Source organism: Aeromonas sp. V90_14 (assembly GCF_029967615.1).
Classification (GTDB): domain Bacteria; phylum Pseudomonadota; class Gammaproteobacteria; order Enterobacterales; family Aeromonadaceae; genus Aeromonas; species Aeromonas hydrophila.
In genome coordinates this window covers 1-24,556 of the sequence record NZ_JASCAS010000043.1, presented here as the reverse complement: position 1 = coordinate 24,556, position 24,556 = coordinate 1, and the positions used below count along the sequence as shown (strand labels likewise).

Annotated in this window: 22 protein-coding genes; 12 read left to right on the top strand and 10 right to left on the bottom strand. The window is 63.1% G+C overall.

Annotation, left to right across the window (positions count from 1 at the left end; genetic code table 11):
- Positions 1-95 precede the first annotated feature (95 nt).
- The gene (locus QLG02_RS16930; protein ID WP_282465712.1) at positions 96-575 is read right to left on the bottom strand and encodes a MarR family transcriptional regulator; all 480 of its coding nucleotides are present in this window, start codon (positions 573-575) and stop codon (positions 96-98) included.
- An 80-nt stretch (positions 576-655) separates the two neighbouring features.
- Between QLG02_RS16930 and QLG02_RS16925 the strand changes: the two genes are divergently transcribed.
- Entirely contained in the window at positions 656-1,114 is a 459-nt protein-coding gene (locus QLG02_RS16925) for a carboxymuconolactone decarboxylase family protein (protein ID WP_011704690.1), read from the top strand.
- Positions 1,115-1,173: 59 nt separating this feature from the next.
- Here the strand turns inward: QLG02_RS16925 and QLG02_RS16920 are convergent, their stop codons facing one another.
- A complete protein-coding gene (locus tag QLG02_RS16920) occupies positions 1,174-2,112 on the bottom strand; it encodes a GNAT family N-acetyltransferase (RefSeq protein ID WP_282465711.1) in 939 nt (312 codons plus the stop codon).
- A 204-nt stretch (positions 2,113-2,316) separates the two neighbouring features.
- On the bottom strand, positions 2,317-3,354 hold the full coding sequence (locus QLG02_RS16915) for an alkene reductase (RefSeq protein WP_282465710.1): 1,038 nt from the start codon (positions 3,352-3,354) through the stop codon (positions 2,317-2,319).
- 188 nt (positions 3,355-3,542) lie between these two features.
- Between QLG02_RS16915 and QLG02_RS16910 the strand changes: the two genes are divergently transcribed.
- Complete coding sequence (locus QLG02_RS16910; RefSeq protein ID WP_076361471.1) at positions 3,543-4,109, top strand: TetR/AcrR family transcriptional regulator; 567 nt, start codon at positions 3,543-3,545, stop codon at positions 4,107-4,109.
- A 166-nt stretch (positions 4,110-4,275) separates the two neighbouring features.
- On the opposite strand, the gene QLG02_RS16905 is transcribed toward QLG02_RS16910, so the two are convergent.
- A complete protein-coding gene (locus QLG02_RS16905) occupies positions 4,276-5,229 on the bottom strand; it encodes a LysR family transcriptional regulator (protein WP_282465770.1) in 954 nt (317 codons plus the stop codon).
- A 153-nt stretch (positions 5,230-5,382) separates the two neighbouring features.
- Here QLG02_RS16905 and aguA point away from each other — a divergent pair, with 153 nt between their 5' ends.
- Positions 5,383-6,480 carry an agmatine deiminase gene (aguA, locus tag QLG02_RS16900; RefSeq protein WP_282465709.1) on the top strand — a complete coding sequence of 366 codons (1,098 nt, stop codon included), beginning with the start codon at positions 5,383-5,385 and terminating at the stop codon, positions 6,478-6,480.
- A 127-nt stretch (positions 6,481-6,607) separates the two neighbouring features.
- Positions 6,608-8,311: an amidase gene (locus QLG02_RS16895; RefSeq protein WP_282465708.1), complete on the top strand. Its 1,704-nt coding sequence runs from the start codon at positions 6,608-6,610 to the stop codon at positions 8,309-8,311.
- A 308-nt stretch (positions 8,312-8,619) separates the two neighbouring features.
- On the opposite strand, the gene QLG02_RS16890 is transcribed toward QLG02_RS16895, so the two are convergent.
- On the bottom strand, positions 8,620-9,417 hold the full coding sequence (locus tag QLG02_RS16890; RefSeq protein WP_282465707.1) for a hypothetical protein: 798 nt from the start codon (positions 9,415-9,417) through the stop codon (positions 8,620-8,622).
- 283 nt (positions 9,418-9,700) lie between these two features.
- Here QLG02_RS16890 and QLG02_RS16885 point away from each other — a divergent pair, with 283 nt between their 5' ends.
- A complete protein-coding gene (locus QLG02_RS16885; protein ID WP_282465706.1) occupies positions 9,701-10,465 on the top strand; it encodes a CphA family subclass B2 metallo-beta-lactamase in 765 nt (254 codons plus the stop codon).
- Positions 10,466-10,629: 164 nt separating this feature from the next.
- Positions 10,630-11,922 carry a hypothetical protein gene (locus QLG02_RS16880; protein WP_282465705.1) on the top strand — a complete coding sequence of 431 codons (1,293 nt, stop codon included), beginning with the start codon at positions 10,630-10,632 and terminating at the stop codon, positions 11,920-11,922.
- A gap of 73 nt (positions 11,923-11,995) precedes the next feature.
- Here the strand turns inward: QLG02_RS16880 and QLG02_RS16875 are convergent, their stop codons facing one another.
- Together QLG02_RS16875 and QLG02_RS16870 are read right to left on the bottom strand one after the other, a co-directional pair.
- Positions 11,996-13,246: a DEAD/DEAH box helicase gene (locus QLG02_RS16875; protein WP_282465704.1), complete on the bottom strand. Its 1,251-nt coding sequence runs from the start codon at positions 13,244-13,246 to the stop codon at positions 11,996-11,998.
- Positions 13,247-13,348: 102 nt separating this feature from the next.
- Complete coding sequence (locus QLG02_RS16870; RefSeq protein ID WP_282465703.1) at positions 13,349-14,218, bottom strand: LysR family transcriptional regulator; 870 nt, start codon at positions 14,216-14,218, stop codon at positions 13,349-13,351.
- Between the two features lie 219 nt (positions 14,219-14,437).
- Here QLG02_RS16870 and QLG02_RS16865 point away from each other — a divergent pair, with 219 nt between their 5' ends.
- Positions 14,438-15,670 (top strand): MFS transporter, encoded by a 1,233-nt coding sequence (locus tag QLG02_RS16865; RefSeq protein WP_282465702.1) that lies wholly within the window; start codon positions 14,438-14,440, stop codon positions 15,668-15,670.
- A gap of 213 nt (positions 15,671-15,883) precedes the next feature.
- On the opposite strand, the gene QLG02_RS16860 is transcribed toward QLG02_RS16865, so the two are convergent.
- Positions 15,884-16,339 (bottom strand): hypothetical protein, encoded by a 456-nt coding sequence (locus QLG02_RS16860; protein WP_118881899.1) that lies wholly within the window; start codon positions 16,337-16,339, stop codon positions 15,884-15,886.
- Between the two features lie 171 nt (positions 16,340-16,510).
- Between QLG02_RS16860 and QLG02_RS16855 the strand changes: the two genes are divergently transcribed.
- Both QLG02_RS16855 and QLG02_RS16850 read left to right on the top strand, forming a co-directional pair.
- Positions 16,511-17,419 (top strand): S-adenosyl-l-methionine hydroxide adenosyltransferase family protein, encoded by a 909-nt coding sequence (locus QLG02_RS16855; RefSeq protein ID WP_039216060.1) that lies wholly within the window; start codon positions 16,511-16,513, stop codon positions 17,417-17,419.
- Positions 17,420-17,612: 193 nt separating this feature from the next.
- The gene (locus tag QLG02_RS16850; protein ID WP_282465701.1) at positions 17,613-20,663 is read left to right on the top strand and encodes a cytochrome c peroxidase; all 3,051 of its coding nucleotides are present in this window, start codon (positions 17,613-17,615) and stop codon (positions 20,661-20,663) included.
- 68 nt (positions 20,664-20,731) lie between these two features.
- On the opposite strand, the gene QLG02_RS16845 is transcribed toward QLG02_RS16850, so the two are convergent.
- Entirely contained in the window at positions 20,732-21,025 is a 294-nt protein-coding gene (locus tag QLG02_RS16845; RefSeq protein WP_257685514.1) for a hypothetical protein, read from the bottom strand.
- A gap of 145 nt (positions 21,026-21,170) precedes the next feature.
- On the bottom strand, positions 21,171-21,731 hold the full coding sequence (locus QLG02_RS16840) for a carbonic anhydrase (protein WP_005309014.1): 561 nt from the start codon (positions 21,729-21,731) through the stop codon (positions 21,171-21,173).
- Between the two features lie 230 nt (positions 21,732-21,961).
- Between QLG02_RS16840 and QLG02_RS16835 the strand changes: the two genes are divergently transcribed.
- The 3 genes from QLG02_RS16835 (at position 21,962) to QLG02_RS16825 (ending at position 24,020) form a co-directional block, all read left to right on the top strand.
- On the top strand, positions 21,962-22,609 hold the full coding sequence (locus QLG02_RS16835; RefSeq protein ID WP_282465700.1) for a ribonuclease: 648 nt from the start codon (positions 21,962-21,964) through the stop codon (positions 22,607-22,609).
- Positions 22,610-22,677: 68 nt separating this feature from the next.
- On the top strand, positions 22,678-22,962 hold the full coding sequence (locus QLG02_RS16830) for a Pathogenicity locus (RefSeq protein WP_041218038.1): 285 nt from the start codon (positions 22,678-22,680) through the stop codon (positions 22,960-22,962).
- Positions 22,959-24,020, top strand: coding sequence for a nitronate monooxygenase (locus QLG02_RS16825; RefSeq protein ID WP_282465699.1), 1,062 nt, complete (start codon positions 22,959-22,961; stop codon positions 24,018-24,020). Before QLG02_RS16830 ends, QLG02_RS16825 begins: the two co-directional genes overlap by 4 nt.
- The last annotated feature ends 536 nt before the right edge of the window (positions 24,021-24,556 follow it).

The window sequence follows — 24,556 nt, the reverse complement described above, 5'->3', positions numbered from 1 at the left end:
GTACACACAATATGCATGGGATATATGCATATACAGGCCCCGCTTCAGCGGGGTCTTTCGTTAGCGGTTTGCGGTCTTCAGAGAAGCGGATGTTCCTAGCTGGCCTCGCCCTCCATACCGCTGGCGAGGTTCGCCAACCAGCGTTTGACCAGCAGCAACTCCTCCTCGGCCAGCGGGGCGGCCAGCTCCTGCTCCAGCCGGGCGACCCTGGCCTTGGCCTCGGCCAGCAGCGTGGCACCCGCCGGGCTCAGGCTGAGCTGCTGGATGCGGCCATGCTGGAGGTGAGGGGTGCGGGCCAGCAGGCCGCTGCGCTCCAGGCTGGTCACCATGGGGCTCACCGTCTGGGGAGTGAGCAGGGTGAGGCGGGCGAGCTCGGCGTTGGAGCTGCCGGGGTAGGCATCCAGCATGGTGAGCAGGGCAAACTGGGGCGCCGTGATGGGCAGGTCCGCCAGTGCTCGCTCCATGCGCAGGCGCTGGGCGGCCGCGGCTTGGCGCAGCAGATAGCCGAGGTGGCCCGCTTCGCCGCGCTTGCCTTCGCCGGGGGCGGGCAGGGGGATGGGCAACTCTGTACTCAAGGGGGGCTTGTTTATCATGTCAGTGTGCTGATATGTTGTTCGTGCCCTGATATTAAGTCATGCCCAAGGAGAACACCAGAATGAGCACCCGCATCGATTACCCCGACTTTCGCCAGCTGCTGCCGGCGGCTCACGATGCCTTGATCGCCGCCGGCAAGGCGGTGGACGAGGCTGGCCTCGACAAGAGCCTGAGCGAGCTGGTGAAGCTGCGCGCCTCCCAGCTCAACGGTTGCAGCTTCTGCCTGCAGTATCACCTGAACATCGCCCGTCGCAGCGGGGTGGGACAGGCCAAGCTGGATCAGCTGGCGGCCTGGCGCGATGCCACCGTGTTCAGCGCCCCGGAGCGGGCGGCCCTGGCCTGGACCGAGAGCCTGACCCGGCTGCCGCCGGACGGTGTACCCGACGCCCTCTATGGCGAGCTGCGTGAGCACTTCAGCGAGGCCCAGATAGTGCAGCTATCGGTGACGGTGGCCACCATCAACAGCTGGAATCGGCTCGGGGTGGCGCTGCGTTTCGTGCCGCCTGCCGCCCAGCTTTGAGCGGCAGGCAAACAAAAGGGCGGCATTGGTGCCGCCCTTTTTCATCCTGAGTTGATCACTCAGGCCGGTCGCTGGCCATCGTCGGCGTCAAGCGCCAGCACCATGCAGATCTCGCAGGCATCGTGGCCGGTGCTGCCGAGCGGGCCCGGCAGGTGTTCAAAGCCCAGGGATTCGTAGAGCGCGGTGGCCTCGCGCAGCACGGCGGTGGTCTCCAGGTAGCAGCGCTGATACCCGAGTACGCGCGCCTCGTCCAGCGCCTGCAGCACCAGCCGGCGTCCCAGCCCCAGCCCGCGCAGGGAGGGCATGAAGTACATCTTCTGCAGCTCGCAGACTTGCCCCTCTTCACCCGCCAGCGGCGCTATGCCGCCCCCGCCGAGGATGGAGCCGTTCGGCCCCTCGATCACCCAGTAGCGGCTCTGCGCTCCCTGATAGGTCTCGTGCAGCCGATCCAGATTGGGGTCGGCCACCCCGTAGCCCTTGTCGGCGGTGAGCCCGTATTCGGCGGAGACGGCGCGGATCACGGCGGCAATCTGGCCGTTGTCGGCTGCCCGGATCGGGCGAATGCGGTAGCCCTGCTGGCGGCGGGCACGGGAGAGGGCGCTGCGATAGAGGCGCAGGCCGGTCCACAGCTGCTCGCGCTCGGCGAGGGTGAGCTGGGCCAGGGTCTCCTCCATGGCGCTGTCCATCTCCTGATGCAGATCCAGCAGCTGGGCCTGGCCGGCGATGGTGAGGCGCGCCTCCTTGCTGCGGCCATCGGACGGATGGGGGTGCCAGCTGATGAGCTCGCGCTCGGCCAGGCGGGCCAGCGGGCGGCTGGCGTTGGACTTGTCGATGCGCAGCCGTTCGGCCAGTTGCTGGTTGGTGGCGGGGCCGCTCTCCAGCTCGATCAGCAGATGGGCTTCGAGCGGGCTGAGCGCCAGTTCGCCGCACTGCTGGGAGAGCATGCCGAGTTCGCGTACCAGATCGCGCGACAGGGCGCGCAGGGGGCGGGGATCCATATCAGGGTTTCCTATTTGGTTGTCATCAACAACCAATATAGCCAACTAGTTGTTGCTAGCAACTTTTTTATTGCGCTGGCGAGGGTCGTGAAATGGCGGGCATAACGAGCGGACACAAAAAAGGGCCCGGGAGGGGGCCCAAACATTGGAAACCCGCGCGAGGGCGCGGATCCCATCCTTGGTCAGGCAAGGTGCCGGCGAGCGTTAGACCAGCTCGGCCAGCATGGTGTCGGCATAGGGAACCAGGGCGTCGCCCTGCTTCACTTTGGCGAGGTAGTCCGGGTTGGCGATGAGCGGGCGACCGATGGCGACGAGGTCGAAGCGGTCGGCCTTGATGGCCTCGGCTGCGGTCTCGGCGCTGTAGTTGCCCACCCCCACCAGATGACCGTCGTAGCGGGCGCGCAGGTAGTCGGAGGCGCGGCCGTCCAGGTAGTCGAAGGTGAGGCTGTCATCGAAGATGCCGAGGTGCACATAGGCCAGGTTGCGCTGGTTCAGCTCGGCCAGCAGGTGGTCGAACACGGCGCGATCCCGCGCATCCCCTTCGAGGTGCACATAGGCGCCGGGGGAGAGGCGCAGGCCCACCCGATCCGCGCCGATGCGGGCATTGATGGCATCCACCACCTCCAGCGCGAAGCGGCTCATGTTCTCGGGGCTGCCGCCGTAGTTGTCGGTGCGCAGGTTGCTGGCGTGGTGCAGGAACTGATCGATGAGGTAGCCGTTGGCACCATGGATCTCCACCCCGTCAAAGCCCGCTTCGATGGCGTTGGCGGCGGCCTGGGCGTAATCCTCGACCAGCTGGGCGATTTCGCTCTCGGTCAGGGCGCGCGGCACCTGATAGACCAGCTCGCGCATGCGCGGCACCGTGCCCTCATGGGCGACGGCAGAGGGGGCCAGCACTTCGGCGTGGTGGAAGAAGGGGTGGGAGAGACGACCCACGTGCCACAGCTGGGCAAAGATCTTGCCGCCCTTGGCATGCACGGCGCCGGTCACTTGCTTCCAGCCGGCGATCTGCTCGGCGCTGTAGATCCCCGGGGTATTGGGGTAGCCCTGCCCGTCCGGCCGGATGATGGTGGCTTCGGAGATGATGAGGCCGATGTCGGCGCGGCGCGCGTAATAGGCGGCCATCTGCTCGGTGGGCACCAGGCCCGGGCCTGCCATGCAGCGGGTGAGGGGAGCCATCATGAAACGGTTGGCGAGGGTGAGGGTGTCGTTGAGGCGATAGGGCTGAAACAGGGTATTCATGATCGTCTGTCCTGAGGGAGTGATTCTTGAACGTGCATTCAAGACGTTTTTTGTTTTGTGTGCAAGTCTTTTTTGAACGAGCATTCAACATGGGTTGGTGTTGCGGTCCCGCTGGGGTAAACTTGCCGCCCTCTTATTTCCCCTCACTGGCCCCTGGCCGGTGAATCCGCTTTTTCAACGGAGAAACCATGCGCAGCGCCGAGTTCAACCGGGACGACGTCTTGCGAAATGCCATGGAGGCATTTCGGGCCAAGGGTTACGCCAAGACCACCATGCAGGAGCTGGTGGCGGCGACCGGGTTGCATCCGGGCAGCCTCTACGCGGCGTTTGGCAACAAGCGCGGCCTGTTGCTGGCGGCAGTCGACCACTATGTGCAGGAGAAGAGCGCACTGCGGCGCAGCTTCTTCGCCGCCGCGAGCCCGCTGGCGGGGGTGCAGGCTTACCTCGAGCAGGTGGTGAACGACGCCCTCTGTGGCACCTGTCTGGTGACCCGCACCCTGATGGAGCTGGCGGAGCAGGACGAAGAGCTGCACCTGAAGCTCAAGGCCATCTATGGCGAGCTGGATGCCGATCTGGCTGCGGTGCTGAGCCTGGCCCTCGAGCGCGGCGAGCTGGCGGCCGGGCGCGACATCCCGACCCTGACCGCCTTTTTACTCATCAACATTCAGGGCCTGGTCACCTTCGCCCAGTGCCGGCCCGAGCCCGCCCTGCTGGGTGGCGTGGTCACCCAGTTGATGACGGCCCTGAGGGCGTAATGCGCCGCCCAGAAACAACCATGGCTCCCGCGGGAGCCATGGTTGTTTCTGGGGCGGTCACTCGCTGCCGGGTTACTCCGGATTCACCAGCTCTTTCATCAGATGCTTGAGCCACACCAGGGCCGGCTGCTGTGCATGCTGCTTTGGTATGCCAGACGCTGCGGGTTTACGCCGGGCTCACCAACTCCTTCATCAGCGCCTTTAACCAGATCAACGCCGGTTGCTGCGCGTGAACGGGATGCCAGACGCAGTTGAGGTGATAATCCGGCACATCTTCGGGCAGCGGCAGGCTTTTCAGCGGCCAGTGGCTGGCGAGCAGCTCGGCCACCATGCTGGGCAGCACCAGCAGGTGATCGCTCTGGCTGACGATGGCGGCGGCGGACATATAGCTCTGGCTGTTGACCGAGATGGTGCGGCTGAACCCCAGCGTCTTCAGATAGCGATCCAGGCTCGCCTCCGAGGTGCCGAGCGGCGAGTGGAACACGTGGGGCATCTCGATCAGCTGCGCCAAGCTGATGCGCTCTGCCAGCAGCGCCGGCTCATTCCCACTCTCTGCGAGCGCCGGAGCGGCCATCGGCAGATCGGCGCGCACCAGTCCGGCCAGCGGTTCGGTGAGCCAGGTCTCCTTGCCGAGGTACCCCGGCACCTGCATGTATTCGTCAAAGCCGAGCACGAGATCTATCTCGCCACTCGCCAGCTCGGCTTCGGGCAGGGTGTCGCGCAGGATGCGGATCTCGATGGTGACTCCGGGCGCCAGCCGTTTGAGACGCTGGATAAGCGGCGGGATCAGCACGCACTCCACGTAATCCGTGGTGCAGAGCACGAAGCGGCGCTTCGACTGGCTCGGCTCGAACACCTCCTCGTCGCTGAGCTGCTGCTCCAGCAGTCGCAGCGCCTGCTGTACACCAAGGTGCAGCCGCTGGGCGCGCGGGGTCGGCAGCATCCCCTGCGGGGTGCGCACCAGCAGCGGATCGCCAAAGAAGGTGCGCAGGCGATTGAGCGCATGGCTCATGGCGGGCTGGCTGATAAAGAGGGTTTCGGCAGCGCGGGTGACGCTGCCCTGCGCCATCAGGGCGTCAAAGGCGAGCAGCAGGTTGAGGTCGAGCTGGTGCAGTTTCATCAAGATTATTTGCCAGGCTTATGGGACAATCCATCCTATTCATTTGATGGATGTGAGCGCAACTTCTTACACTGCGACCACTGTTATTTTTCCAGGATCCCCGCGCCGCGTTTTCACGCCTGCGGGGTCTCAATCCATGCAAGGAGCCTTGCGATGAGCATCAAGATCATGAACACCACGCCGGCCGCTGACGGCTTCACCATGCCCGCCGAGTGGGCACACCAGCAGGCCGTCTGGATGATCTGGCCGTTTCGCCCGGACAACTGGCGTGAGGCCGGTCGCTTCGCGCAGGCCACCTTTGCCAAGGTGGCCGATGCCATCGGTGGCGCCACCCCGGTCTTTATGGGGGTGCCGGCCCAGTTTATGGCGCAGGCTCGCGCCATCATGCCTGCCCACGTCACCCTGGTCGAGATGAACAGTGATGACTGCTGGGCCCGCGACAGCGGCCCCACCATCGTCACCAACGCGGCCGGCGAGTGCCGTGGGGTGGATTGGGGCTTCAACGCCTGGGGCGGCCACAAGGGCGGTCTCTACTACCCCTGGGATCAAGACGAGCAAGTGGCGGCCCAGATGCTGGCACAGCACGGCATGGCCCGTTACGACGCGCCGCTCATTCTGGAAGGGGGCTCCATCCACGTCGATGGCGAAGGCACCTGCCTGACCACCGCCGAGTGCCTGCTCAACGAAAACCGCAACCCGCACCTGAGCAAGGAGCAGATCGAAGCGCACCTGCGCGACTATCTGGGTGTGCAGAGCTTTATCTGGCTGGACGAAGGCGTCTACATGGACGAGACCGACGGCCACATCGACAACATGTGCTGCTTCGTGCGTCCGGGTGAAGTGGCCCTGCACTGGACTGACGACGAGACAGATCCCCAGTACGCCCGCTCTGTGGCCGCCCTCAAGGTGCTGGAAGCGGCGGTGGACGCCAAGGGTCGCAAGCTGAAAGTGTGGAAGCTGCCCCAGCCGGGCCCGCTCTACTGCACCCAGGAAGAGTCTGCCGGCGTCGAGAGCGGTACCGGTGTGCCGCGCGAGGCAGAAGGTCGTCTGGCCGGTTCCTACGTGAACTTCCTCATCACCAACGATCGCATCGTCTATCCGCAGCTGGATGCCGCCACCGATGGCGAAGCCCAGCGCATTCTGGAAGAGATCTTCCCGGAGCATAAGGTCGTCGGCGTGCCGGCCCGGGAGATCCTGCTGGGCGGTGGCAATATCCACTGTATTACTCAGCAAATCCCTTCAGGTCAGTAAGCTGGTCGAAGAGTGTAGAAATTCAAAACCCCACTCAGTGGGGTTTTATCTCTTGATGGTGTGATGGTCGCAGACGCTGATGCGGCGATCATCATGACAAACAGTCACCCTTCTACAGGAGATCCCCATGATCGAAGTGACAGAGGTTTCCATTGCCGAGTTGCGCGGTGCGCTCGAAGCTGGCCGCACCACAGCGGTCGAACTGGTCAAGGCCTATCTGGCCCGGATCGAGGCCTACAACGGCCCCGAGACCGACACCAAGCTCAACGCTTTGGTAGTGCCCAATCCCGATGCGCTGAAAGAGGCGCAAGCGTCTGATGAGCGCCGCGCCCGTGGCGAAACTCTGGGGCCGCTCGACGGCATCCCCTACACCGCCAAAGACAGCTATCTGGTCAAGGGGCTGACCGCTGCCTCCGGCAGCCCGGCTTTCAAGGATCTGGTGGCCCAGCGCGATGCCTTTACCGTTGAGCGGCTGCGTGCCGCCGGTGCCATCTGTCTTGGCAAAACCAATATGCCGCCGATGGCCAATGGCGGCATGCAGCGCGGCGTCTATGGCCGTGCCGAGAGCCCCTACAACGCCGACTACCTGACCGCGCCCTTTGCCTCCGGCTCCTCCAACGGTGCCGGCACCGCCACCGCCGCCAGCTTCTCCGCCTTTGGTCTCGCCGAAGAGACCTGGTCGAGCGGCCGTGGCCCGGCTTCCAACAACGGTCTGTGCGCCTATACCCCGTCCCGTGGCGTCATCTCGGTGCGCGGCAACTGGCCGCTAACCCCGACCATGGACGTGGTGGTGCCCTACGCCCGCACCATGAGAGATCTGCTGGAAGTGCTCGACGTGGTGGTCGCCGACGATAGCGATCCCCGTGGCGATCTGTGGCGCCTGCAGCCCTGGGTGCAACTGCCCAAGGCTTCCGAGGTGCGTCCGGCTTCCTACCTGGAGCTGGCCGCCAAGCCCGATGCCCTCAAGGGCAAGCGGCTCGGCGTGCCGCGCATGTTTATCAACAAGGATGAACTGGCCGGCACCAGCGAAAACCCCGGCATCGGCGGCCCGACTGGTCAGCGGATCCATACCCGCGAGGCCGTGATTGCGCTGTGGGAACAGGCCCGTCAGGCGCTGGAAGCCGCGGGCGCCGAAATCATCGAAGTGGACTTCCCGCTGGTCTCCAACTGCGAAGGGGACAGACCCGGCGCGCCGACCGTGTTCAATCGCGGCATCGTGAGCCCGGAGTTCCTCAACGACGAGCTGTGGGAGCTCTCCGGCTGGGCGTTCGACGACTTCCTGCGTGCCAACGGTGATCCCAAGCTGAATAAATTGGCCGATGTCAATGGGCCGAAGATCTTCCCCCACGATCCGGGCACCTTGCCGAACCGCGAGGGCGATCTGGCGGCGGGCATGGACGAGTACGTCAATATGGCCAAGCGTGGCCTCAAGCGTTTCGACGAGATTGCCTCGGTGCCGGACGGCCTGCGCGCTCTGGAAAAGACCCGCAAGCTGGACCTGGAGGACTGGATGGACGGGCTCAAGCTCGACGCCGTTCTGTTCCCCACCGTCGCCGACGTCGCCCCGGCTGATGCGGATGTGAATCCGGCCTCCGCCGATATCGCCTGGAGCAACGGCATCTGGGTTGCCAACGGCAACCTCGCCATTCGCCATCTCGGCGTGCCGACCGTCACCGTCCCCATGGGGGTGATGGCCGATATCGGTATGCCGGTGGGCCTGACCTTCGCCGGTCGCGCCTATGACGACAACAAGCTGCTGCGCTTTGCCTCGGCCTTCGAGTCCACCGGCAGCAAGCGCAGGGTGCCGCCACGGACGCCGCCGCTGGGGTGAGTGCTATTTGGAATTAAGTATTTCGGGTTAGTCCGATGATAACGAACAAAAATACCCGCCATATGGCGGGTGTTTTTTATTTTCAGTTTTGGGGCTGGGGTGAAAAAATTGGAGAGCAATGAGAGGACGAAAATATGATGCTCTCATTTTTCCTCTATAGGTGTACCGGCTTATGGGAGCAGGATATATCTGCTGAATTATCCAATAGTTCACCTTTGGTAGGTAATTGACTCACTGATGGATGATTGAAAAGTCCAGCAATATAGTGGGTGAATCATCTTTGAATTAAGGGGCTGTAAATAATTAAATCACCATATTTTCACTTCGGTGTGATCTGATATTGGAATGATAATAAGCTTTTCATCAAGCGTTTTAATATATGCATTTTTTGGTGTTAGCAATATTAGTGAGCCACTTCGTGACTTATTGTTTTCCTCTGGATATCCGGTTTCTATAATTGAAACGTGTTTTCCTCCGCCAATGTTAAAATTACGGAGGCCCATAGATATAGCTTCTGATGTTATATCTTGATTCCAAAACGGGAGGATGACTGATGCTGCAACAAAAATAAAAGGAGACAGCCAGTTCTGAATGCTTCTTTTAAATCCATGTCCAACGATAGAGTAAAAAAAAGCACATAACAAAGCTGATATGCTCATAAACCAAAGTATTAGCTGGGGTTTGTTAGCTGACATAGCGTGTTCAAAGAAAACGTAATGAGTTATAATCGAAATTACTATGGCAAGCCAGGTCATACATCTAAGGCTGTTTTTTCCTTTTTCTTTCTGTTCTTTGATACCGAGCTTAAAAAGCAAGATAAATCCATAAAAATAAAGTGACATGAACACAAATAGTATCGCTGTTACAACTACGAATGTATTTAATCCGAAAACGCCATCAACAAAAAAATCATAAGAGAAAAATTTATTTTCATGCATGTATATAATGAATAGATAAAAAGGTAAGAAACCTATCCATGCAGCAGTAATAACTCCTATAAAACACCTCAATGCTATTTGAGATGGCGTTAGTTTAATGTCTTCTTCATTTTTTGGAGCTAAAAACAAAAATCTGGGTTTTAGAAGTTCATCTATTATCTTAATCATCTTTAGCCTGCATACACTGGTTGTTTGATAGGTTTATTGTTTGCGAATCTACAAAACGCCGGTCAGATTAGCATTATCTGGTTTTTAATGAATCCCTCAAGTGGTATGTGCTTTAAGTGTACAGTTCTAGTTACTTCTCGTTTCTGTTGATTGTTACTGACTTCACCTTCTCTTCACACAAGCCCATTTTCCCTTCACAAATCCCCCGTATTTTCTGCCCACTGATAAATGGGCCCGGCTTGCCACAGGGGTGGCGAGGGGGCGGTTGGTTCGAGGGAGCAAGATGATGAAAGGTTGGATGAAGTGCGGATTGGCCGGGGCCCTGGTGCTGATGGCGAGTTTCTGGGGTGGCAGCGTGCGGGCGGCGGGGATGTCGCTGACGCAGGTGAGCGGCCCTGTCTATGTGGTGGAGGACAACTACTACGTCAAAGAGAACTCCATGGTCTATTTCGGTGCCAAGGGAGTGACGGTGGTGGGGGCGACCTGGACGCCGGACACCGCCCGCGAGCTGCACAAGCTGATCAAACGGGTCAGCCGCCAGCCGGTGCTGGAGGTGATCAACACCAACTACCACACCGACCGGGCGGGCGGTAACGCCTACTGGAAGTCCATCGGGGCCAAGGTGGTGGCGACGCGCCAGACCCGGGATCTGATGAAGAGCGACTGGGCCGAGATTGTCGCCTTTACCCGCAAGGGGCTGCCGGAGTACCCGGACTTGCCGCTGGTGTTGCCCAACGTGGTGCACGATGGTGACTTTACTCTGCAAGAGGGCAAGCTGCGCGCTTTCTACACAGGTCCGGCCCATACGCCGGACGGTATCTTTGTCTACTTCCCCGACGAGCAGGTGCTCTATGGCAACTGCATCCTCAAGGAGAAGCTGGGCAACCTGAGCTTTGCCGATGTGAAGGCCTATCCGCAGACCATCGAGCGGCTGAAAGCGATGAAGCTGCCGATCAAGACGGTGGTGGGCGGTCACGATTCACCGCTGCACGGCCCCGAGCTAATTGATCACTACGAGGCGCTGATCAAGGCCGCACCCCAGTCATAAGCCGCCCGACGGCAGCCGGATGACACGCTGGATGCACGATAAAAGAGACGCCTGGCCGGGCGTTGCTGGCAGGGGGACGCCCTTGCCCCCTGTTTCGGGCTGTTCAAGGGCGCCCCCCTTTCATAAGATGGGCCTCTCTTCACGCAGTTAGCGGGCCTTTCGTGATGCACGCCATTCAAGACGAACAACCCGATTCACTTGGCCGCCTCAAGCAGGCTTTCATCACCGGCATGTGGGCGTCCCTTGCCAGCATCATCATCGGCTTCGCCTTCAAGGTGTGGTTGGCGCAGTGGGTGGCCAAGGGGGATCTGGCGCTGTTCAACAGCGTGGTGGATTTGATCTCCCTCTCCTTGATCCTGATGACCGGCTTTCGCTCCTCCATGGTGGTGAGCTACTCCCAGACCAAAAACGATCGGGACATCATCAATATCTTCCGCTACTTCCTCATAGGCATGGTGCTGCTCACCTGGGGGCTGGTGATCCCCTACATCAAGCACGGGCTCCATATCCGGGCCGAATATCTGCAACTGGTGGGGGTCATCTTCGGGCTGGGGCTCAAGGTCTACTTCACCAATCTGGTGGCCATGTACCGGATGTACGGGATCTCCAACCGGGTCACCTGGCTGGAGCCGCTGGCCAACGGTCTGCTGTTTATGGCCTGCTATTTCGTACTTGGCCTGGATGCCCTTGCTTCGCTCTTCTACGGGCTGACGTTCTCTTCGCTTGGCATCGCCGGCTACATGTATCTGCACCGGCGTAGGGCCATCGCCACCCGGCCGCTGGCCAAGGTCGAGCTTGGCCCCGAGATGCGCAGCTATGTGAAGAAGAGCTTTACCGCGTCCCTCGAGGCGGGGGCCAGCATCCTGATGATCTACATCACGGTACTGCTCACCATCCGCCACTTTAGCCTCGACGAGCTGGGGGATTTTCAGGTGGTGGTGCGCCCCATCTTCACCTACATGACCACCCTGTTCGTCTTCCCCATCTACCGCTTCGTGCTGCCTGAGCTGGCGGTCAATCTGCGCAGCGGCGATCATCGCCAGATCCGCCTGATCCGGCGCTGGATCTTTCGCCTCAGTGCCATCGTCAGCCTGGTCTTTTTCCTGGTGATGCTGCTGGCGGGCAAGCCGCTGGTGTCGCTGTTGTTCCCGGCCGACTATCTGGGGGCCGTGCCGGTGCTGCTGCACTTCTCCCTCTTCTTCATCTTCATGATGCTCAACGGCTACCAGCTTGCCTACATCAAGGCCCACGGCCACTTTACCCAGAGCCTGCTGATCCGGGCGGTGGGCATAGTGGCGCTGGTGGCGGCCTATTACCTGGTGGCCCGCTTCACCACCAATGTGGTGGCCATTATCGTGGCGCTGGGCCTTGGCTATCTGGTGATGTTCGTGCTCTCCACCCTGGCCGAGCAGCGCATCCTGCGAGCCCTGCCACCGGAACTGGCGGCTGCACCGTAGGGGTGGAGCTGGTGTGTATCGGATAACAAAAAACGCCCGTGCGGGCGTTTTTTTATTGGCGGCGAAGGGCTGCTTAGCGCTTGCCCTTACTGCCTTTATTGCCCGCCAGCGCCTGCTTTCTGGCGCGCTGCTTCTGGGCTGCCTTGCTGCTGCGACGTGGCTCGGGCTCGAAGCGGGTCAGATCCGGTTCAAAGCCCGGGAACCACTGCTGGGGCAAGCGGGTGTCTAGCACCGCCTCCACCTTATCCAGCAGCGGCGCATCTTCTGGGCTGAACAAGGTGATGGCCAGCCCCTTGTTGCCGGCGCGGCCGGTGCGGCCGATACGGTGTACGTAATCCTCCGCCACAAACGGGAATTCCATATTGATCACGTAGTTGAGATCCGTGATGTCGAGGCCGCGGGCCGCCACATCGGTGGCCACCAGTGCCTGCAGGGTGCCGGCGCGAAACTCCAGCAGCACCTTCTCCCGCGCGCCTTGTGACAGGTCACCGTGGAAGGCCAGCGCGTTGATGCCGGCCTTGCCGAGCTGCTGGGCCAGCTTGTCGGCCCCTTGGCGGGTGCGGCTGAAGATCAGGGCCGGTGCCCAGCCTTTCACTTTCAGCATGTGTTCGACCAGTGCCAGCTTGCGATCGCCATCCACCGTATAGACCCGCTGCTCCACCTCGGCCGCCGTGGTGTTGCGCGGTGCCACTTCGATAAGTGCCGGGTCACGCAACAACACCTTGCTCAAGGCAAACAGGTTGTCATCGCAGGTGGCCGAAAACAGCAGGGTCTGGCGATCCGCCGGAATCTGTTTCAGCAGCTCCTTTATCTCGTCCATAAAGCCCATGTCGAGCATCCGGTCCGCCTCGTCAAACACCAGGTGGCGCAGCGCGGCCAGACTCAGCGCCCCCTGCCGCAGATGGTCGAGCAGCCGGCCCGGCGTGGCGATCAGCAGATCCACCCCGGCTTTCAGCGCCTCCACCTGTGCGGCGATACTCACCCCGCCGTAGACCAGCGTGCTGGTGAGGTCGGTGCCCTTGGCGTAGCGCGTGACGCTCTCATGTACCTGCACCGCCAGCTCACGGGTCGGCACCAGCACCAGGGCGCGGATGGGGCGGGGGGCATCGTTCGTCGGGTGTTGCAGCAACTGCTCCAGCAGCGGCAGCACGAAGGCGGCGGTCTTGCCGGTGCCGGTCTGGGCACCCGCCATCAGATCGCGCCCCGCCAGAATGACCGGGATGGCGCTGGCCTGCACTGGGGTCGGCGCGGCGTAGCCAAGCTCGGTCAGGGTCTGCTGCAAGCGGGGGGAGAGTGCCAGGTCGGCGAAGGAGGCAATGGACATAAGGGTACCCGTCGGGATGGGCGCGGCCACGCCGCGCTGGAAACAGTCTTGATGGCCGGCATGGTAACAGATGCGGGGCCGCGGGCAGAAGGCGCCGCCGGCTCAGCGGCAGTGAAACACCTCTTCCAGCGCGTCGACCACGGCGCGCACCCGGCTGGCTTTTTGCAGGTCGGGGTGGAGCACCAGCCAGATGTCGACCGGATCGCACAGGGTGGGCAGCACACGCACCAGTTCCGGCTCCTTGTCTGCCAGAAAGGTGGAGAGCAGGGCGATGCCGAGCCCCTGGCGGGCGGCCGCCAGCAACAGCAGCTGGGCGTTGCACTGCAGCACCACATTGGGCTCGTGCAGCGGCTCCCCGCACAGGCTGTGCCAGTGGCGGGAGACCAGCTCCCTGGCAAACAGCAGCAGGGCGTGCTGGCTGAGAGCGTGGCCGCTCTTGGGCGTGCCGTGGCGGGCCAGATAGTCGCGAGAGGCATAGAGCCCCATCTCTATGGTGGTGAGGCGCTTGATCACCAGCTCGTCGTTGTCCGGGCGCAGCCCGCGGATGGCGAGATCGGCCTCCTGGTAGGCGATGTCACTGACGCTGACCGCGGTCTGCAGGCTGAGCCGGATGCCGGGGTGGCGCTCGCGCAGCAGGGTGAGGGCGGGCAGCACGAAGGCCTGGGCCAGGGTGTCGGTGGTGGCGATGCGCACCTCGCCGCACAGGCTCTGATCGCCGGCGCTCGCCTTGCGTTCGATGGCCTTGATGGCCTGCTCCATGGCGCTGGCATCCGCCAGCATGGCCTCGCCGAGGGGGCTGAGATCATAGAGCTTGGGGGTGCGGATAAAGAGTTTGGAGCCGAGGTTCTGCTCCAGCGCCGTGATGCGTCGCCCCACGGTGGCCTGATCGACCCCCAGTACGCCGGCGGCGCCGCGCAGGGTGCCCTGCCGTGCCAATGCCAGAAAAAACCGCGCGTCGTCCCAGTTGATCATCGAGCCTCCCACTCAAAGTGCCCCGGCGGGGCGTGCCCATTAGAAGCCAGTGCCGGCGGGATCACAAGGCGAGAGTGCCCTTGCCGACATGCAGATAGATGTCACTGACATGCATTATTGAAGCAGGCTGATGCATTTGTGTCGCTGTCGAGGGGCCTCGATGGGCGCTATCATGGCGCCTCTCGTCAGCGGCCTTGCCCGCCCTCATCGGAGCCTTGCATGTCATCATCCCTCTGTGCCGCCGCCCCCTCTGCGGCGGCCACCTCCCATCGCGCCATCCTGCTGTTTCTGCCGCTGGCGCTGATGTCGGCGCTGCTCAACAGCAGCGTGCCCACCCCCCTCTATCCCCATTATCAGCAGGCGCTGGCCCTGAGCGATGTCAGCCTCACCCTCATCTACGGCGGCTATGCGGGCGGGGTGCTGATCTCCCTGTTCGGGGTGGGCAATCTGGCGGGCAGGGTGAGCGATCTGCGCGCCATGATCCTGCCAGCCCTGCTGGCGGTACTGGGGGGCGCCCTGCTGTTCTCCCTAGCGGACTCTTTCTGGTCGCTGTTGCTGGCGCGGGTGCTGGCCGGGATCGGCACCGGCGCCCTGACCGGCGCCGCCAACGTGGCTCTGCTGCGCTTCGGCCCGCGCGATGGCGGCAAGCGGGCCGCCCTCAGCGCGACCCTCTCCTTCACCGCCGGGTTAGCACTCGGCCCGGTGTTCAGCGGGTTGGCGCTGCAGCTGGAGTTCTATCCGACCCAACTGCCCTTCCTGCTCATCATGGGGCTGGCGGCCTGTGCCATGGCGGGGGTGGCGTTGAGCTGGCCCGCCAGCGCGCAAGGGGCGCCGGCTGCGACAACACAGCAGGGCAGGGGATCGCTGGGGGAGGGGCTCAAGGCTACCGGGGCGGCCTTCTTTATTTGTGCACTGGCGCTGTTTACCGCCTGGGCGGTGGCGGCCAGCCTGCTGGCCATCGGCCCCAAGGTGGCCAGCAGGCTGCTGGGGCTGCGGGATCTCGGCTTGTTCGGCTATCTCATCGCAGCCTACATGGTGCTCTCCGGCCTGTGTCAGCTCTGGGCCCGCCGGCTCAATGCCCGTCACACTTTGCAAAGCGGCGCCCTGGCGCTGGCGCTCTGCATGCTGCTGTTTGCCGGCGCCGTGCATGCCCAGTCGTGGTGGCTGGCGGTGCTCGGTTTGCTGGTGGCCGGTTATGCCCAGGGCGCGGTGTTCGTCGGCAGTGCGACCCTGGTCAACCGCATCGCGCCGGCTGCCAGCCACGCCCGGCTGGTGTCGCTCTTCTACGTGATCGCTTATGTGGCGAACTGGGTGCCGGTGCTGCTGGGCTGGGTCAGCGACGGGGCCGGCGTGCAGGCGGCGGTGGATCTGCTCACCGTCGGCAGCGTGCTGATCAGCCTGGGGCTGGCCTGGGCGGCCTGGCGCACCCGCTTCGAGCCGGCTGCCGGCTAGCGTGACTCAGTCGGCCAGCACCACCCGCTCGGCCGACAGATGCTGCATCCATTCGCGCAGGATCAAGAGGGCGGCGGCAAAGCGCCGGGTCTTGGAGAGGCTAGTGTGACTCAGTCGGCAAGCACCACCCGTCGGCCGACAAATGGTGCATCCATTCGCGCAGGATCAGCAGGGCGGCGGCAAAGCGCCGGGTCTTGGGCTGGATAGTGTGACTCAGTCGGCCAGCACTACCCGCTCGGCCGACAGATGGTGCATCCATTCGCGCAGGATCAAGAGGGCGGCGGCAAAGCGCCGGGTCTTGGGCAGGTTGGCGGCGGCCAGCGGATCACCCTCCACCATGGCGGCAAACTGGCCGAACAGCTGCTCCAGGCTCTCCCGGCTCAGTTCACGACTGCCGAGCACCTCGGCCAGCGGCAGCGGCGCCTGCAGGGTCACCACCTCATGGGGTGGCACCTCGGCGGCCAGCGGCATCAGCACGTCCTCTACCACCATGATGGCCTGCTCCAGCTCCAGCGCGCTCGGCGGATCCCGGCGAAACGGGCCCGGTGTCATGGCCTCGAGGCCGAAGCCCAAGGTGCGAGTGAAGCGGGTGCCGTCGGCCCGGGTCAGCTGCAGCTGGCTGCTGTGTTCCCCCAGGCTGAGTAGGATGGCGGTCTGGTTGCGGGTCATGGGGTCTCCTTAGTGGCGGTCGCGACTCAGCCTTATCCATACACCCGCCGCTACCTGCTGGCGAGGGCTTTCGGCGCCCCCCATCCGGGGAATACGGCTTGCAATATGTGGAAGTGATGGCATTCTGGATGTCTAGATGGTTGTCTTGTCGTTACCTTCAGGAGTTCAGATATGGATATTCGTACCGCCCCCCGTGCGCTTGCGCTCGCCCTGTTGCTGGCCAGCAGCCTTGCCACCGCCAACGAGGCGCTGGTGATCCAGACCGACTTCGGTCTCAAGGATGGTGCCGTCTCGGCCATGAAGGGGGTCGCCTTCGGGGTGGACCGCACCCTGCCGCTCTATGACCTGACCCACGAGATCCCGGCCTACAACATCTGGGAAGCCTCCTACCGCCTCTATCAGACCCTGCAGTACTGGCCCAAGGGGACCGTGTTCGTCAGCGTGGTGGATCCGGGGGTCGGCACCGATCGCAAGTCGGTGGTGCTCAAGACCAAGAGCGGCCACTACATCGTCAGCCCGGACAACGGTACCTTGACCCTGGTGGCCGAACACTTCGGCATCGATACCGTGCGCCAGATCGACGAGAAGACCAACCGGCTCAAGGGCTCCGAGAAGTCCTACACCTTCCACGGCCGTGACGTCTACGCCTACACCGGCGCCCGGCTCGCCTCCGGTGCCATCAGCTATGAGCAGGTGGGGCCCAAGCTGCCGGCCGAGGTGGTGAAGATCCCCTATCAGCCGGCAGTGGCCGAGCAGGATGGCACCCTCAAGGGCACCATTCCGATCCTGGACGTGCAGTACGGCAACGTCTGGACCAACATCGACGACAGCCTGCTGACCAAGGCGGGGATCAACAAGGGCGACAACGCCTGCATCAAGATCAGCGAAGGAGATGCACTGAAATACGAGGGCAAGGCCCCCTATGTCAGCAGCTTTGGCGATGTGCCGGAAGGCCAGCCGCTGGTCTACCTCAACAGCCTGTTGCAGGTGTCGGTGGCGCTGAACATGGACAGCTTCGCCGCCAAACATCAGGTGCAATCCGGCGCCAACTGGCATATCAGCCTGAAGAAGTGCTCTTGATAGCTAGCCGAGGTCGCCGGGTGACCGGTACACGGAGATAAAGAGGGCAGGCATCGACGGATGCCTGCCCTCTTGTCATGGCGTCCGCGACAGCGTGGTTGTTGTCAAAACACATATTTGCAAGGTGATGTTGATAATGATTGTCATTTGACTGGATAATCGCCGACTCCTCAGACCACTCACCCTTTGCACGATGAAAACCAGCCTCTTACTGGTCAGCCTGCTGATCCTGACCGCCTGCAATGACAACCATAGCCAGGCGCCCGTTCCCTCTGTGCCGGTGGTAACACCGCCCGTAGTAGAGCCGCCGGTGGAACCTCCGGTGGTGACGCCACCCACAGAGCCGCCGGTCGAACCGGTACCGACCCATACCCGCAGCGAGTTGACCGTGCGGTTCGATGTGACGGCCCGCCTGGGGCAGGGGGCCACCCTGCTGCTGCGCCAGGCCGCTACCGGCATCGCGGTGAGCGGGGAGGTGGGGGAGGAGCGCCCCCTGGTCATGACGCTGCCGGCCGGTTTGCTGCTGGATCAGCCGCTGGAGCTGGTGGGGCGCGACGGCAGCTATATTCTGCGCGCAGCGACGGCCCGGGTGGCCGATCTCGGCGCCACGACCCTGTCGGCCCGGCGCGCTGACGCACCTTCCTTGCGACTGGATGAAGAGGAGACGGCGCTGTTCCTGCTGGCCGACCGCAATGGGGACGGTACCCTTGATCAGGGCGAGTGGGGGCAGCTGGCACAGATCCGTCTGCAGCAGCAACCGCTCATTCAGGAGTATGCAACCCTGTTGCTGGCCCAGCGTCAGCCGGGAGCCGAGCTCAACTATCCGGACAGCTGGCAGATGCTGCTGGCCCTGCGTGCCGATCAGGGGGAGCGCAGCTGGTATCGGCGCAGCAACAGCGGCCCCATCGAGGCGGCGAGGCTGCTGCTCTATCCCGCCCAACCCAGCCAGCCCGACGAGCCGGAGACGGCCGACCTGCTGCGCCTTGATGAGCAGGGTCGGCTGACGAGCGGCACTGACTGGCGTTGCCTGCACGATGTGCGCAGCACCGCCGGGGTCAAGGGCAGCCAGTATTGGCTGCACGCCAGCGGCAGCAGTGCGTTGCCGCAGGCCAGCCGTGCCGGGCTGGGGGTGGAGCCAACCGGCTGCGGACGCAGGGACTGGCGACTGCCTGGCCTGGCCGAATTCGAACGGCTGCTGGCGGCGGACAAGCAGAGTTGGCGCTACCCCCACACCTTTGCCCTGGCTGTGCCAACCCGGATCTGGCTGCAGGACGGCGCCGGCCACCCCGCTCTTTACCAGCCCGCCACGGGCAGCTGGCTCGAGGAGGGGGAGGGCAGCGTGCTCTGGTATGTGCTGGCGCCCTATCCGGTACGCCCTTCGGTCATCCGTGACGACAGCATGCCCGACATGGCCGCCCTGCGCGCCCGGTATGCCGGCCCTGCCGCCCAATGGCCGGCGGCCAGGGTTGATGAGGGGGTCGAGTGGCAGGAGCTGGGGCCGCTGCCGGCGGTGCCCTTCCCGGCCGACAACCCTTACAGCCGGGCCAAGGTGGTGCTGGGTCAGCAACTGTTCTTCGACAAGCGGCTCTCCCGGGCGCAAGACATCAGCTGTGCCAGCTGCCACGATCCGCAAAAAGGGTGGAGCGACGGGCTGAGCGTCTCGGTGGGCCACCAGGGGCAGAAGGGGACCCGCAACGCCCCCTCGATTATCAACAGTGCCTTTAGCAGCAGCCAGTTCTGGGATGGCCGGGTCGGCTCCCTTGAGGAGCAGTCTTTGCACCCCATCCAGAACCCGGTGGAGATGGCGCTGGATCACGACGAACTGCTGGCGCGTCTGCAAGCCAGCCACGACTACCCGGCGGCCTTTGCCACGGCGTTCGGTGACGAGGGGATCAGCCTGGAGCGGATTGCCAAGGCGATCGCCACCTTCGAGCGCACCATCATCAGCCGCGACAGCGACTTCGAGCGCTTCGTCCAAGGCGACGGGCAGGCCCTGAGCGACAAGGCGCTGTGGGGGATGCACCTCTATCGCACCGATGGCCGCTGCATGAACTGCCACTCCGGGCCGCTGCTGAGCCAGTACCGGTTCGAGAGCGTGGGGCTGGCCTACTATGGCCGCAATCTGGAAGACCGCGGCCGCTTCCTGCACACCCGCCAAAAGGCAGACATGGGGCGCTTCAAGACCCCCAGCCTGCGGGACGTGGCGTTTACCGCACCTTATATGCACAACGGGGTCTTCCCCATCCTGGCGCAGCGCATCGGCAGTTCCGTGCAGGGGGTGGTGGCCACGTACAACTTCGGGGTGACCAAGTGGAGCAGCGGGGTGGGCTTCCCGACCGGGGTGGCGCAGTACGATCCCTTCTTCCCGCAAGCCTCCGATCACCTGCATGCGCTCGGTCTCTCCAACGACGAGCTGGATGCCATCGGCGAGTTTCTGCGTAGCGTGTCTGCCGAGCCGAGGCGCACTCCGGCCACGGTCGCCGAGCTCGGATTGAGCGGGGTGGTTGACGAGGCGCCGGTGCCTGCCATCGTGATCGATCTGCAGGTGACGCCGGCAGCGCCCCGGCTGGAAGTGGGCCAGACGCTGGCTTTGCAGGCCACACTGCGGCTCAGTGATGGCACGCGCAATCCGGCGCAGGGCCCCTTGCAGTGGCGCAGCATGACGCCGGAGCAGGTCAGCGTCGACGGCGATGGGGTGCTCCACGCTCTGGCGGTGGGACCTGCCCGGGTGCAGGTGAGTACGGGCGAGCGGATGCTGGAACTGGCGGTGCAGGTGGTGGATGCCCAGCCAGATTTCAGCCAGGGCTGCCGTCATCCCGAGCTGGCGGCGGGCGAGCTGATCTTCGTCTGTCCCCTGACTCGCGCGGAAGCGGACCGGCTGGCGCTGGCCTACGACGGCAGCGCCAGGGATGAAGATGGGGATTACAACCCCTTCCCCCACGACTATGTGGTGATGAGCCAGGAACGGGCTCGCGACTACTGCCAGCAGCTAGTGGCACGTGGCCACGATGATTGGCGCCTGCCGGCGGCCAGGGAGCTGACGGCGCTGTTTGCCGCCTATCATCAAGTCGGTGAGGAGATGAAGCTGCTGACGGAGCAGGGCTGGCCGCTCTACAGCCGGCTCTGGAGCAGTGATGCCCCCAACGACGACGGGGAGGCTCCCCTGCTCGATCCGGGCAGCGGCGAGCTCATCACGGATCTGCCACAAGAGGCTCACGGCGTCGCCTGCGTGCGGGCACGTTAAGGAATTCGAGTCATGATCTCGACAAGGGCGCTGCGGCGCCCTTTTCATGGCCGGTCCAGCTGTGAGCCTTACTGCCCCTTGAGTGGGGCGGCGGCAGGTTGGATCCTAATGGGCTGGGGCGGCAGCTCGCGGACGCTTACTACCACCTCATAGCGTTTGTCGGCTTCGGCCGGCGGAATGTTCTTGAACAGCGCCTGGGCGGTGGCCTGGGGATCCTGGCCCAGCTTGCTGGCGTGATAGAGGGGGGCGGGCAACGCCGGCGGGCGCGCATCGGTACGACCGGCGGGCGGGGCGGGCAGCTCGCAGGCCTGGGCCGACAGGCTGGCAAGCAGCAGAGTGAGCGCGAGGGGGCAACGTGACATGGGGATGACTCCATTCAGGGAAGATGGTCCATCAAACGCCAGGCGGACCGCTAGCTCAACGGCTTTTACGCTCCCTTTTCACCCTCTTTACAGTCATGACAACGGGCGCCTCGGCGCCCGTTGTGGATCCTGGCAACCGCGGGACTCAGAACTCGTTGGAGAGCGCCTTGTACCCCTTGACCAGATCGATGTTGGTGTGGGCCACATCCTCGGAGAACTCGGCGGCATCCACCGACACCCGCGGGATATGGTCCAGATCGCTCTGCTGGTTGATGCGGGTGGTGGAGGGGACGTAGAACTCCGGCGGCAGATCGCAGCCGTCCACCACCGAGTTGTGGCGCACCACTGCGCCGTCACCGATGTGGCAGTTGAACAGCACGCTGTTGAAGCCGATGAACACCCGGTTACCCACTTCGCACGGGCCGTGGACTATGCTGCGGTGGGCGATGGAGGTGTACTCGCCGATGGTGACCGCAGCGCCGGACTTGGAGTGGATGACGACCCCGTCCTGAATGTTGGAGTTGGCGCCGATGACGATGGGCTCCATGTCACCGCTGGCATCCACCTCGTCGGCGCGGATCACCGCATAGGGGCCGACAAACACGTTCTCCTTGATGATCACCTTGCCACAGATGATGGCTGTCTTGTCGATATAGGCTGACTCGTCGATGACCGGCAGATGGCCGGAGGGATTCTTGCGGATCATGTTACATCCTGTTGAAGAGGAAAGCGGACGGGAAGCAGGCCGGACGTGCGGGCCCGCCGGAGAGTCAGCTTACGCCTCGGTGCCGGGAGGGGAAACCCTTTACTGGTCTGACCCCGACATGGGCCGGCGCCCCGGCAGGGTGTTCCCTCTGGGCAAAATATGGGAGCATGGCCGTTCTCGAGGGCAAAACGGCCCGCTCGACATTATGTGCATAACCCTGGATACCCAAGATGAAGAAGATTGTTGTGCTGCTCGGCATGCTGCTGGCCCCCTGGTTCTCCTCTGCCGTGCAGGCCAAAGGGGAGGCCGGTGAATTTGACTATTACGCCATGGCGCTCTCCTGGTCACCGGAGCATTGCGCCATCAAGCCGGCCGACCGGGAGCAATGTTCCCGCCTGCTGGGATTCGTGCTGCACGGGCTCTGGCCCCAGTATCAGCGCGGCTACCCGAGCAGCTGTAGCCGCGAGCGGCTGGATCCGGCGATGGAGCAGCAGTTTGCCGGCCTCTATCCCAGCCGCTTCCTCTATCGCCATGAGTGGGAGAAGCACGGCACCTGCTCCGGTCTGAGCCAGCGCGGCTTTCATCAGCTGGCCAGCGACCTGCGCCAGAAAGTGAAGATCCCGGCCGCCTATCAGTCTCCCGCCGAGCCGCTGCGCAAGAGCCGCTTCCAGCTCAAGGCGGATCTGGCCAGCGCCAACGACTGGCTGGCCCCGGACAACATCACGGTGGCCTGTGCCGACGGTGGCCGCTTCCTGCGGGAGGTCTATATCTGCATCAACAAGGAGGGGACGGCAGCCGTCACCTGTTCCGACGAGATGCAAAAGCGCGAGTTGCGCTCCTGCGGTCAGCCGGACTTCTTGCTGCGCAGCGTACGTTGACCGCTTATCTTCATCAGGCCCCTCGCGGGCCTGATGTGCAATGAGGGTATGGGAAAGGAGTCTGATCAATGAAGAGCAAGCAAGGATTTTCGGGCGAGGAGCGGGCGCTGCTGCTCGGCGTGAAAGGGGTGGGGCCCACCGTCATCGGGCGGCTTGAACAGCTTGGCTACCACAATCTGGCGCAATTGGCCGAGGCCGACACCGGCCATATCGTGCAGCTGGTGGCCAGCATGCTGGGCTCGACCTGCTGGCAGAACAGCCCGCAGGCCCGGGCGGCCATCGATGGGGCCATCGCCCTGGCGCGCAGCCAGGTCGGAGGTGTCTCTACGGAGCAGCGAGAGGCGACATCATGACGCTGTTTGCCGAACTGGGGTTGCGCTACCCCATCATTCAGGCCCCCATGGCCGGTGTGCAGGACAGCGCGCTGGCACTGGCCGTGACTCGGGCCGGCGCGCTGGGCTCATTGCCTGCGGCCATGCTGAGCCTCACCACCTTGCGCGAAGAGCTGACCCGGCTGGCGGCGGGCGGGGAGGGGTCATTTAACATCAACTTCTTCTGTCACCGGCAGGAGGCGCCGGATCCCGCCGTCCAGGCCCGCTGGTTGCAGCGGCTGGCGCCTTACTATGACGAATACGGCGTGCGTGATGCTGCCGGCACGGCGGCCCCCAGTCGGGCCCCCTTCAATGCCGAGCATGCCGCCATGGTGGCCGAGTTCAAACCGGCCGTGGTCAGTTTTCATTTCGGACTGCCCGAGCCCGAGTTGCTGGCCAGGGTGAAGGCCAGCGGGGCCAAGGTATTTGCCAGCGCCACCACGGTCGCTGAAGCCCGCTGGCTCGCCGACCATGGCGCCGATGCCATCATCGCCCAGGGGCTGGAGGCCGGCGGCCATCGCGGCCATTTCCTCGAGGACGATCTCAGTCTGCAGCAGGGCACCTTTAGTTTGTTGCCACAGATAGTCGAGGCGGTGAGGCTGCCGGTCATCGCCGCCGGCGGCATTGTCGATGGCCGCGGCATTCGCGCCGCATTGGAGTTGGGGGCCAGCGCCGTGCAGATGGGCACCGCTTTTCTCTGTTGCCATGAAGCGACCACCTCGGCCCTGCACCGGGCGGCACTGCTCTCGCCAGCAGGGCGACACACGGCGCTGACCAACCTGTTCAGTGGTCGCCCGGCCCGCGGCATCGTCAATCGCCTGATGCGAGAGCTGGGCCCGCTGTCCAAAGATGTGCCTGCATTTCCTCATGCCAGTGGCGCGCTGGCACCACTGCGCAGTGCGGCCGAACAGCGGGGGGATACTGGGTGTTCGCCGCTCTGGGCCGGCCAGAATGTTTCTGGTTGCCGTGATTGGCCGGCTGCCGAGCTGATCTCGCGCTGGGTAAAAGAAGCCGGGTTGGCTGCAGTTATCCCTATATAGGAAGTCAGCGTGAGCGCTGGCTCAAGCGGGGGGATGGAAAACGGGGTAAAAGCAGACTCGGATCTCCCTGTTTTACTCGTTATTTGTGGATAAGTTTGTATAAAAGCTGTGCTTGGATATGAATAACTAAAAAAGTGCGCTTTTTTGCAATTTTATTGCATTCGCCCCCTTGCCAGCGTGATCAATCTCTCTATAATGCGCCCCATCGACACGGCAAGCGGCAACGCAAACAGCCAAGTCGATAACCTCGAAAAGCCTTTGCAAATAAGGCTTGACTCGAGAAGGCGGTTGAGTAGAATGCCACTCCCGCAGCAGCCAAAAGCTGCGTCGCTCTTTAACAATTTGAATCAAGCAATCTGTGTGGGCACTCACAGCATCGAGCATCAAAAACAATTTTTGATATCAATGTCTGATGAAGTGACCAAAGCAACTTTTAGTTGCAGCAGTTAATTCAGCAATTCATTGAGCCGCCTTAACAGGCAACCAAACTTAAATTGAAGAGTTTGATCATGGCTCAGATTGAACGCTGGCGGCAG

Coding starts and splice junctions, on each gene's coding strand:
- QLG02_RS16860 (WP_118881899.1), bottom strand. CDS start 16,339: ATGACCCGCAACCAGACCGCCATCCTACTCAGCCTGGGGGAACACAGC.
- QLG02_RS16910 (WP_076361471.1), top strand. CDS start 3,543: ATGCGCAGCGCCGAGTTCAACCGGGACGACGTCTTGCGAAATGCCATG.
- QLG02_RS16915 (WP_282465710.1), bottom strand. CDS start 3,354: ATGAATACCCTGTTTCAGCCCTATCGCCTCAACGACACCCTCACCCTC.
- QLG02_RS16875 (WP_282465704.1), bottom strand. CDS start 13,246: ATGTCCATTGCCTCCTTCGCCGACCTGGCACTCTCCCCCCGCTTGCAG.
- QLG02_RS16920 (WP_282465711.1), bottom strand. CDS start 2,112: ATGGATCCCCGCCCCCTGCGCGCCCTGTCGCGCGATCTGGTACGCGAA.
- QLG02_RS16855 (WP_039216060.1), top strand. CDS start 16,511: ATGGATATTCGTACCGCCCCCCGTGCGCTTGCGCTCGCCCTGTTGCTG.
- QLG02_RS16825 (WP_282465699.1), top strand. CDS start 22,959: ATGACGCTGTTTGCCGAACTGGGGTTGCGCTACCCCATCATTCAGGCC.
- aguA (WP_282465709.1), top strand. CDS start 5,383: ATGAGCATCAAGATCATGAACACCACGCCGGCCGCTGACGGCTTCACC.
- QLG02_RS16850 (WP_282465701.1), top strand. CDS start 17,613: ATGAAAACCAGCCTCTTACTGGTCAGCCTGCTGATCCTGACCGCCTGC.
- QLG02_RS16840 (WP_005309014.1), bottom strand. CDS start 21,731: ATGATCCGCAAGAATCCCTCCGGCCATCTGCCGGTCATCGACGAGTCA.
- QLG02_RS16890 (WP_282465707.1), bottom strand. CDS start 9,417: ATGATTAAGATAATAGATGAACTTCTAAAACCCAGATTTTTGTTTTTA.
- QLG02_RS16880 (WP_282465705.1), top strand. CDS start 10,630: ATGCACGCCATTCAAGACGAACAACCCGATTCACTTGGCCGCCTCAAG.
- QLG02_RS16835 (WP_282465700.1), top strand. CDS start 21,962: ATGAAGAAGATTGTTGTGCTGCTCGGCATGCTGCTGGCCCCCTGGTTC.
- QLG02_RS16905 (WP_282465770.1), bottom strand. CDS start 5,229: ATGAAACTGCACCAGCTCGACCTCAACCTGCTGCTCGCCTTTGACGCC.
- QLG02_RS16845 (WP_257685514.1), bottom strand. CDS start 21,025: ATGTCACGTTGCCCCCTCGCGCTCACTCTGCTGCTTGCCAGCCTGTCG.
- QLG02_RS16925 (WP_011704690.1), top strand. CDS start 656: ATGAGCACCCGCATCGATTACCCCGACTTTCGCCAGCTGCTGCCGGCG.
- QLG02_RS16865 (WP_282465702.1), top strand. CDS start 14,438: ATGTCATCATCCCTCTGTGCCGCCGCCCCCTCTGCGGCGGCCACCTCC.
- QLG02_RS16895 (WP_282465708.1), top strand. CDS start 6,608: ATGATCGAAGTGACAGAGGTTTCCATTGCCGAGTTGCGCGGTGCGCTC.
- QLG02_RS16830 (WP_041218038.1), top strand. CDS start 22,678: ATGAAGAGCAAGCAAGGATTTTCGGGCGAGGAGCGGGCGCTGCTGCTC.
- QLG02_RS16870 (WP_282465703.1), bottom strand. CDS start 14,218: ATGATCAACTGGGACGACGCGCGGTTTTTTCTGGCATTGGCACGGCAG.
- QLG02_RS16885 (WP_282465706.1), top strand. CDS start 9,701: ATGATGAAAGGTTGGATGAAGTGCGGATTGGCCGGGGCCCTGGTGCTG.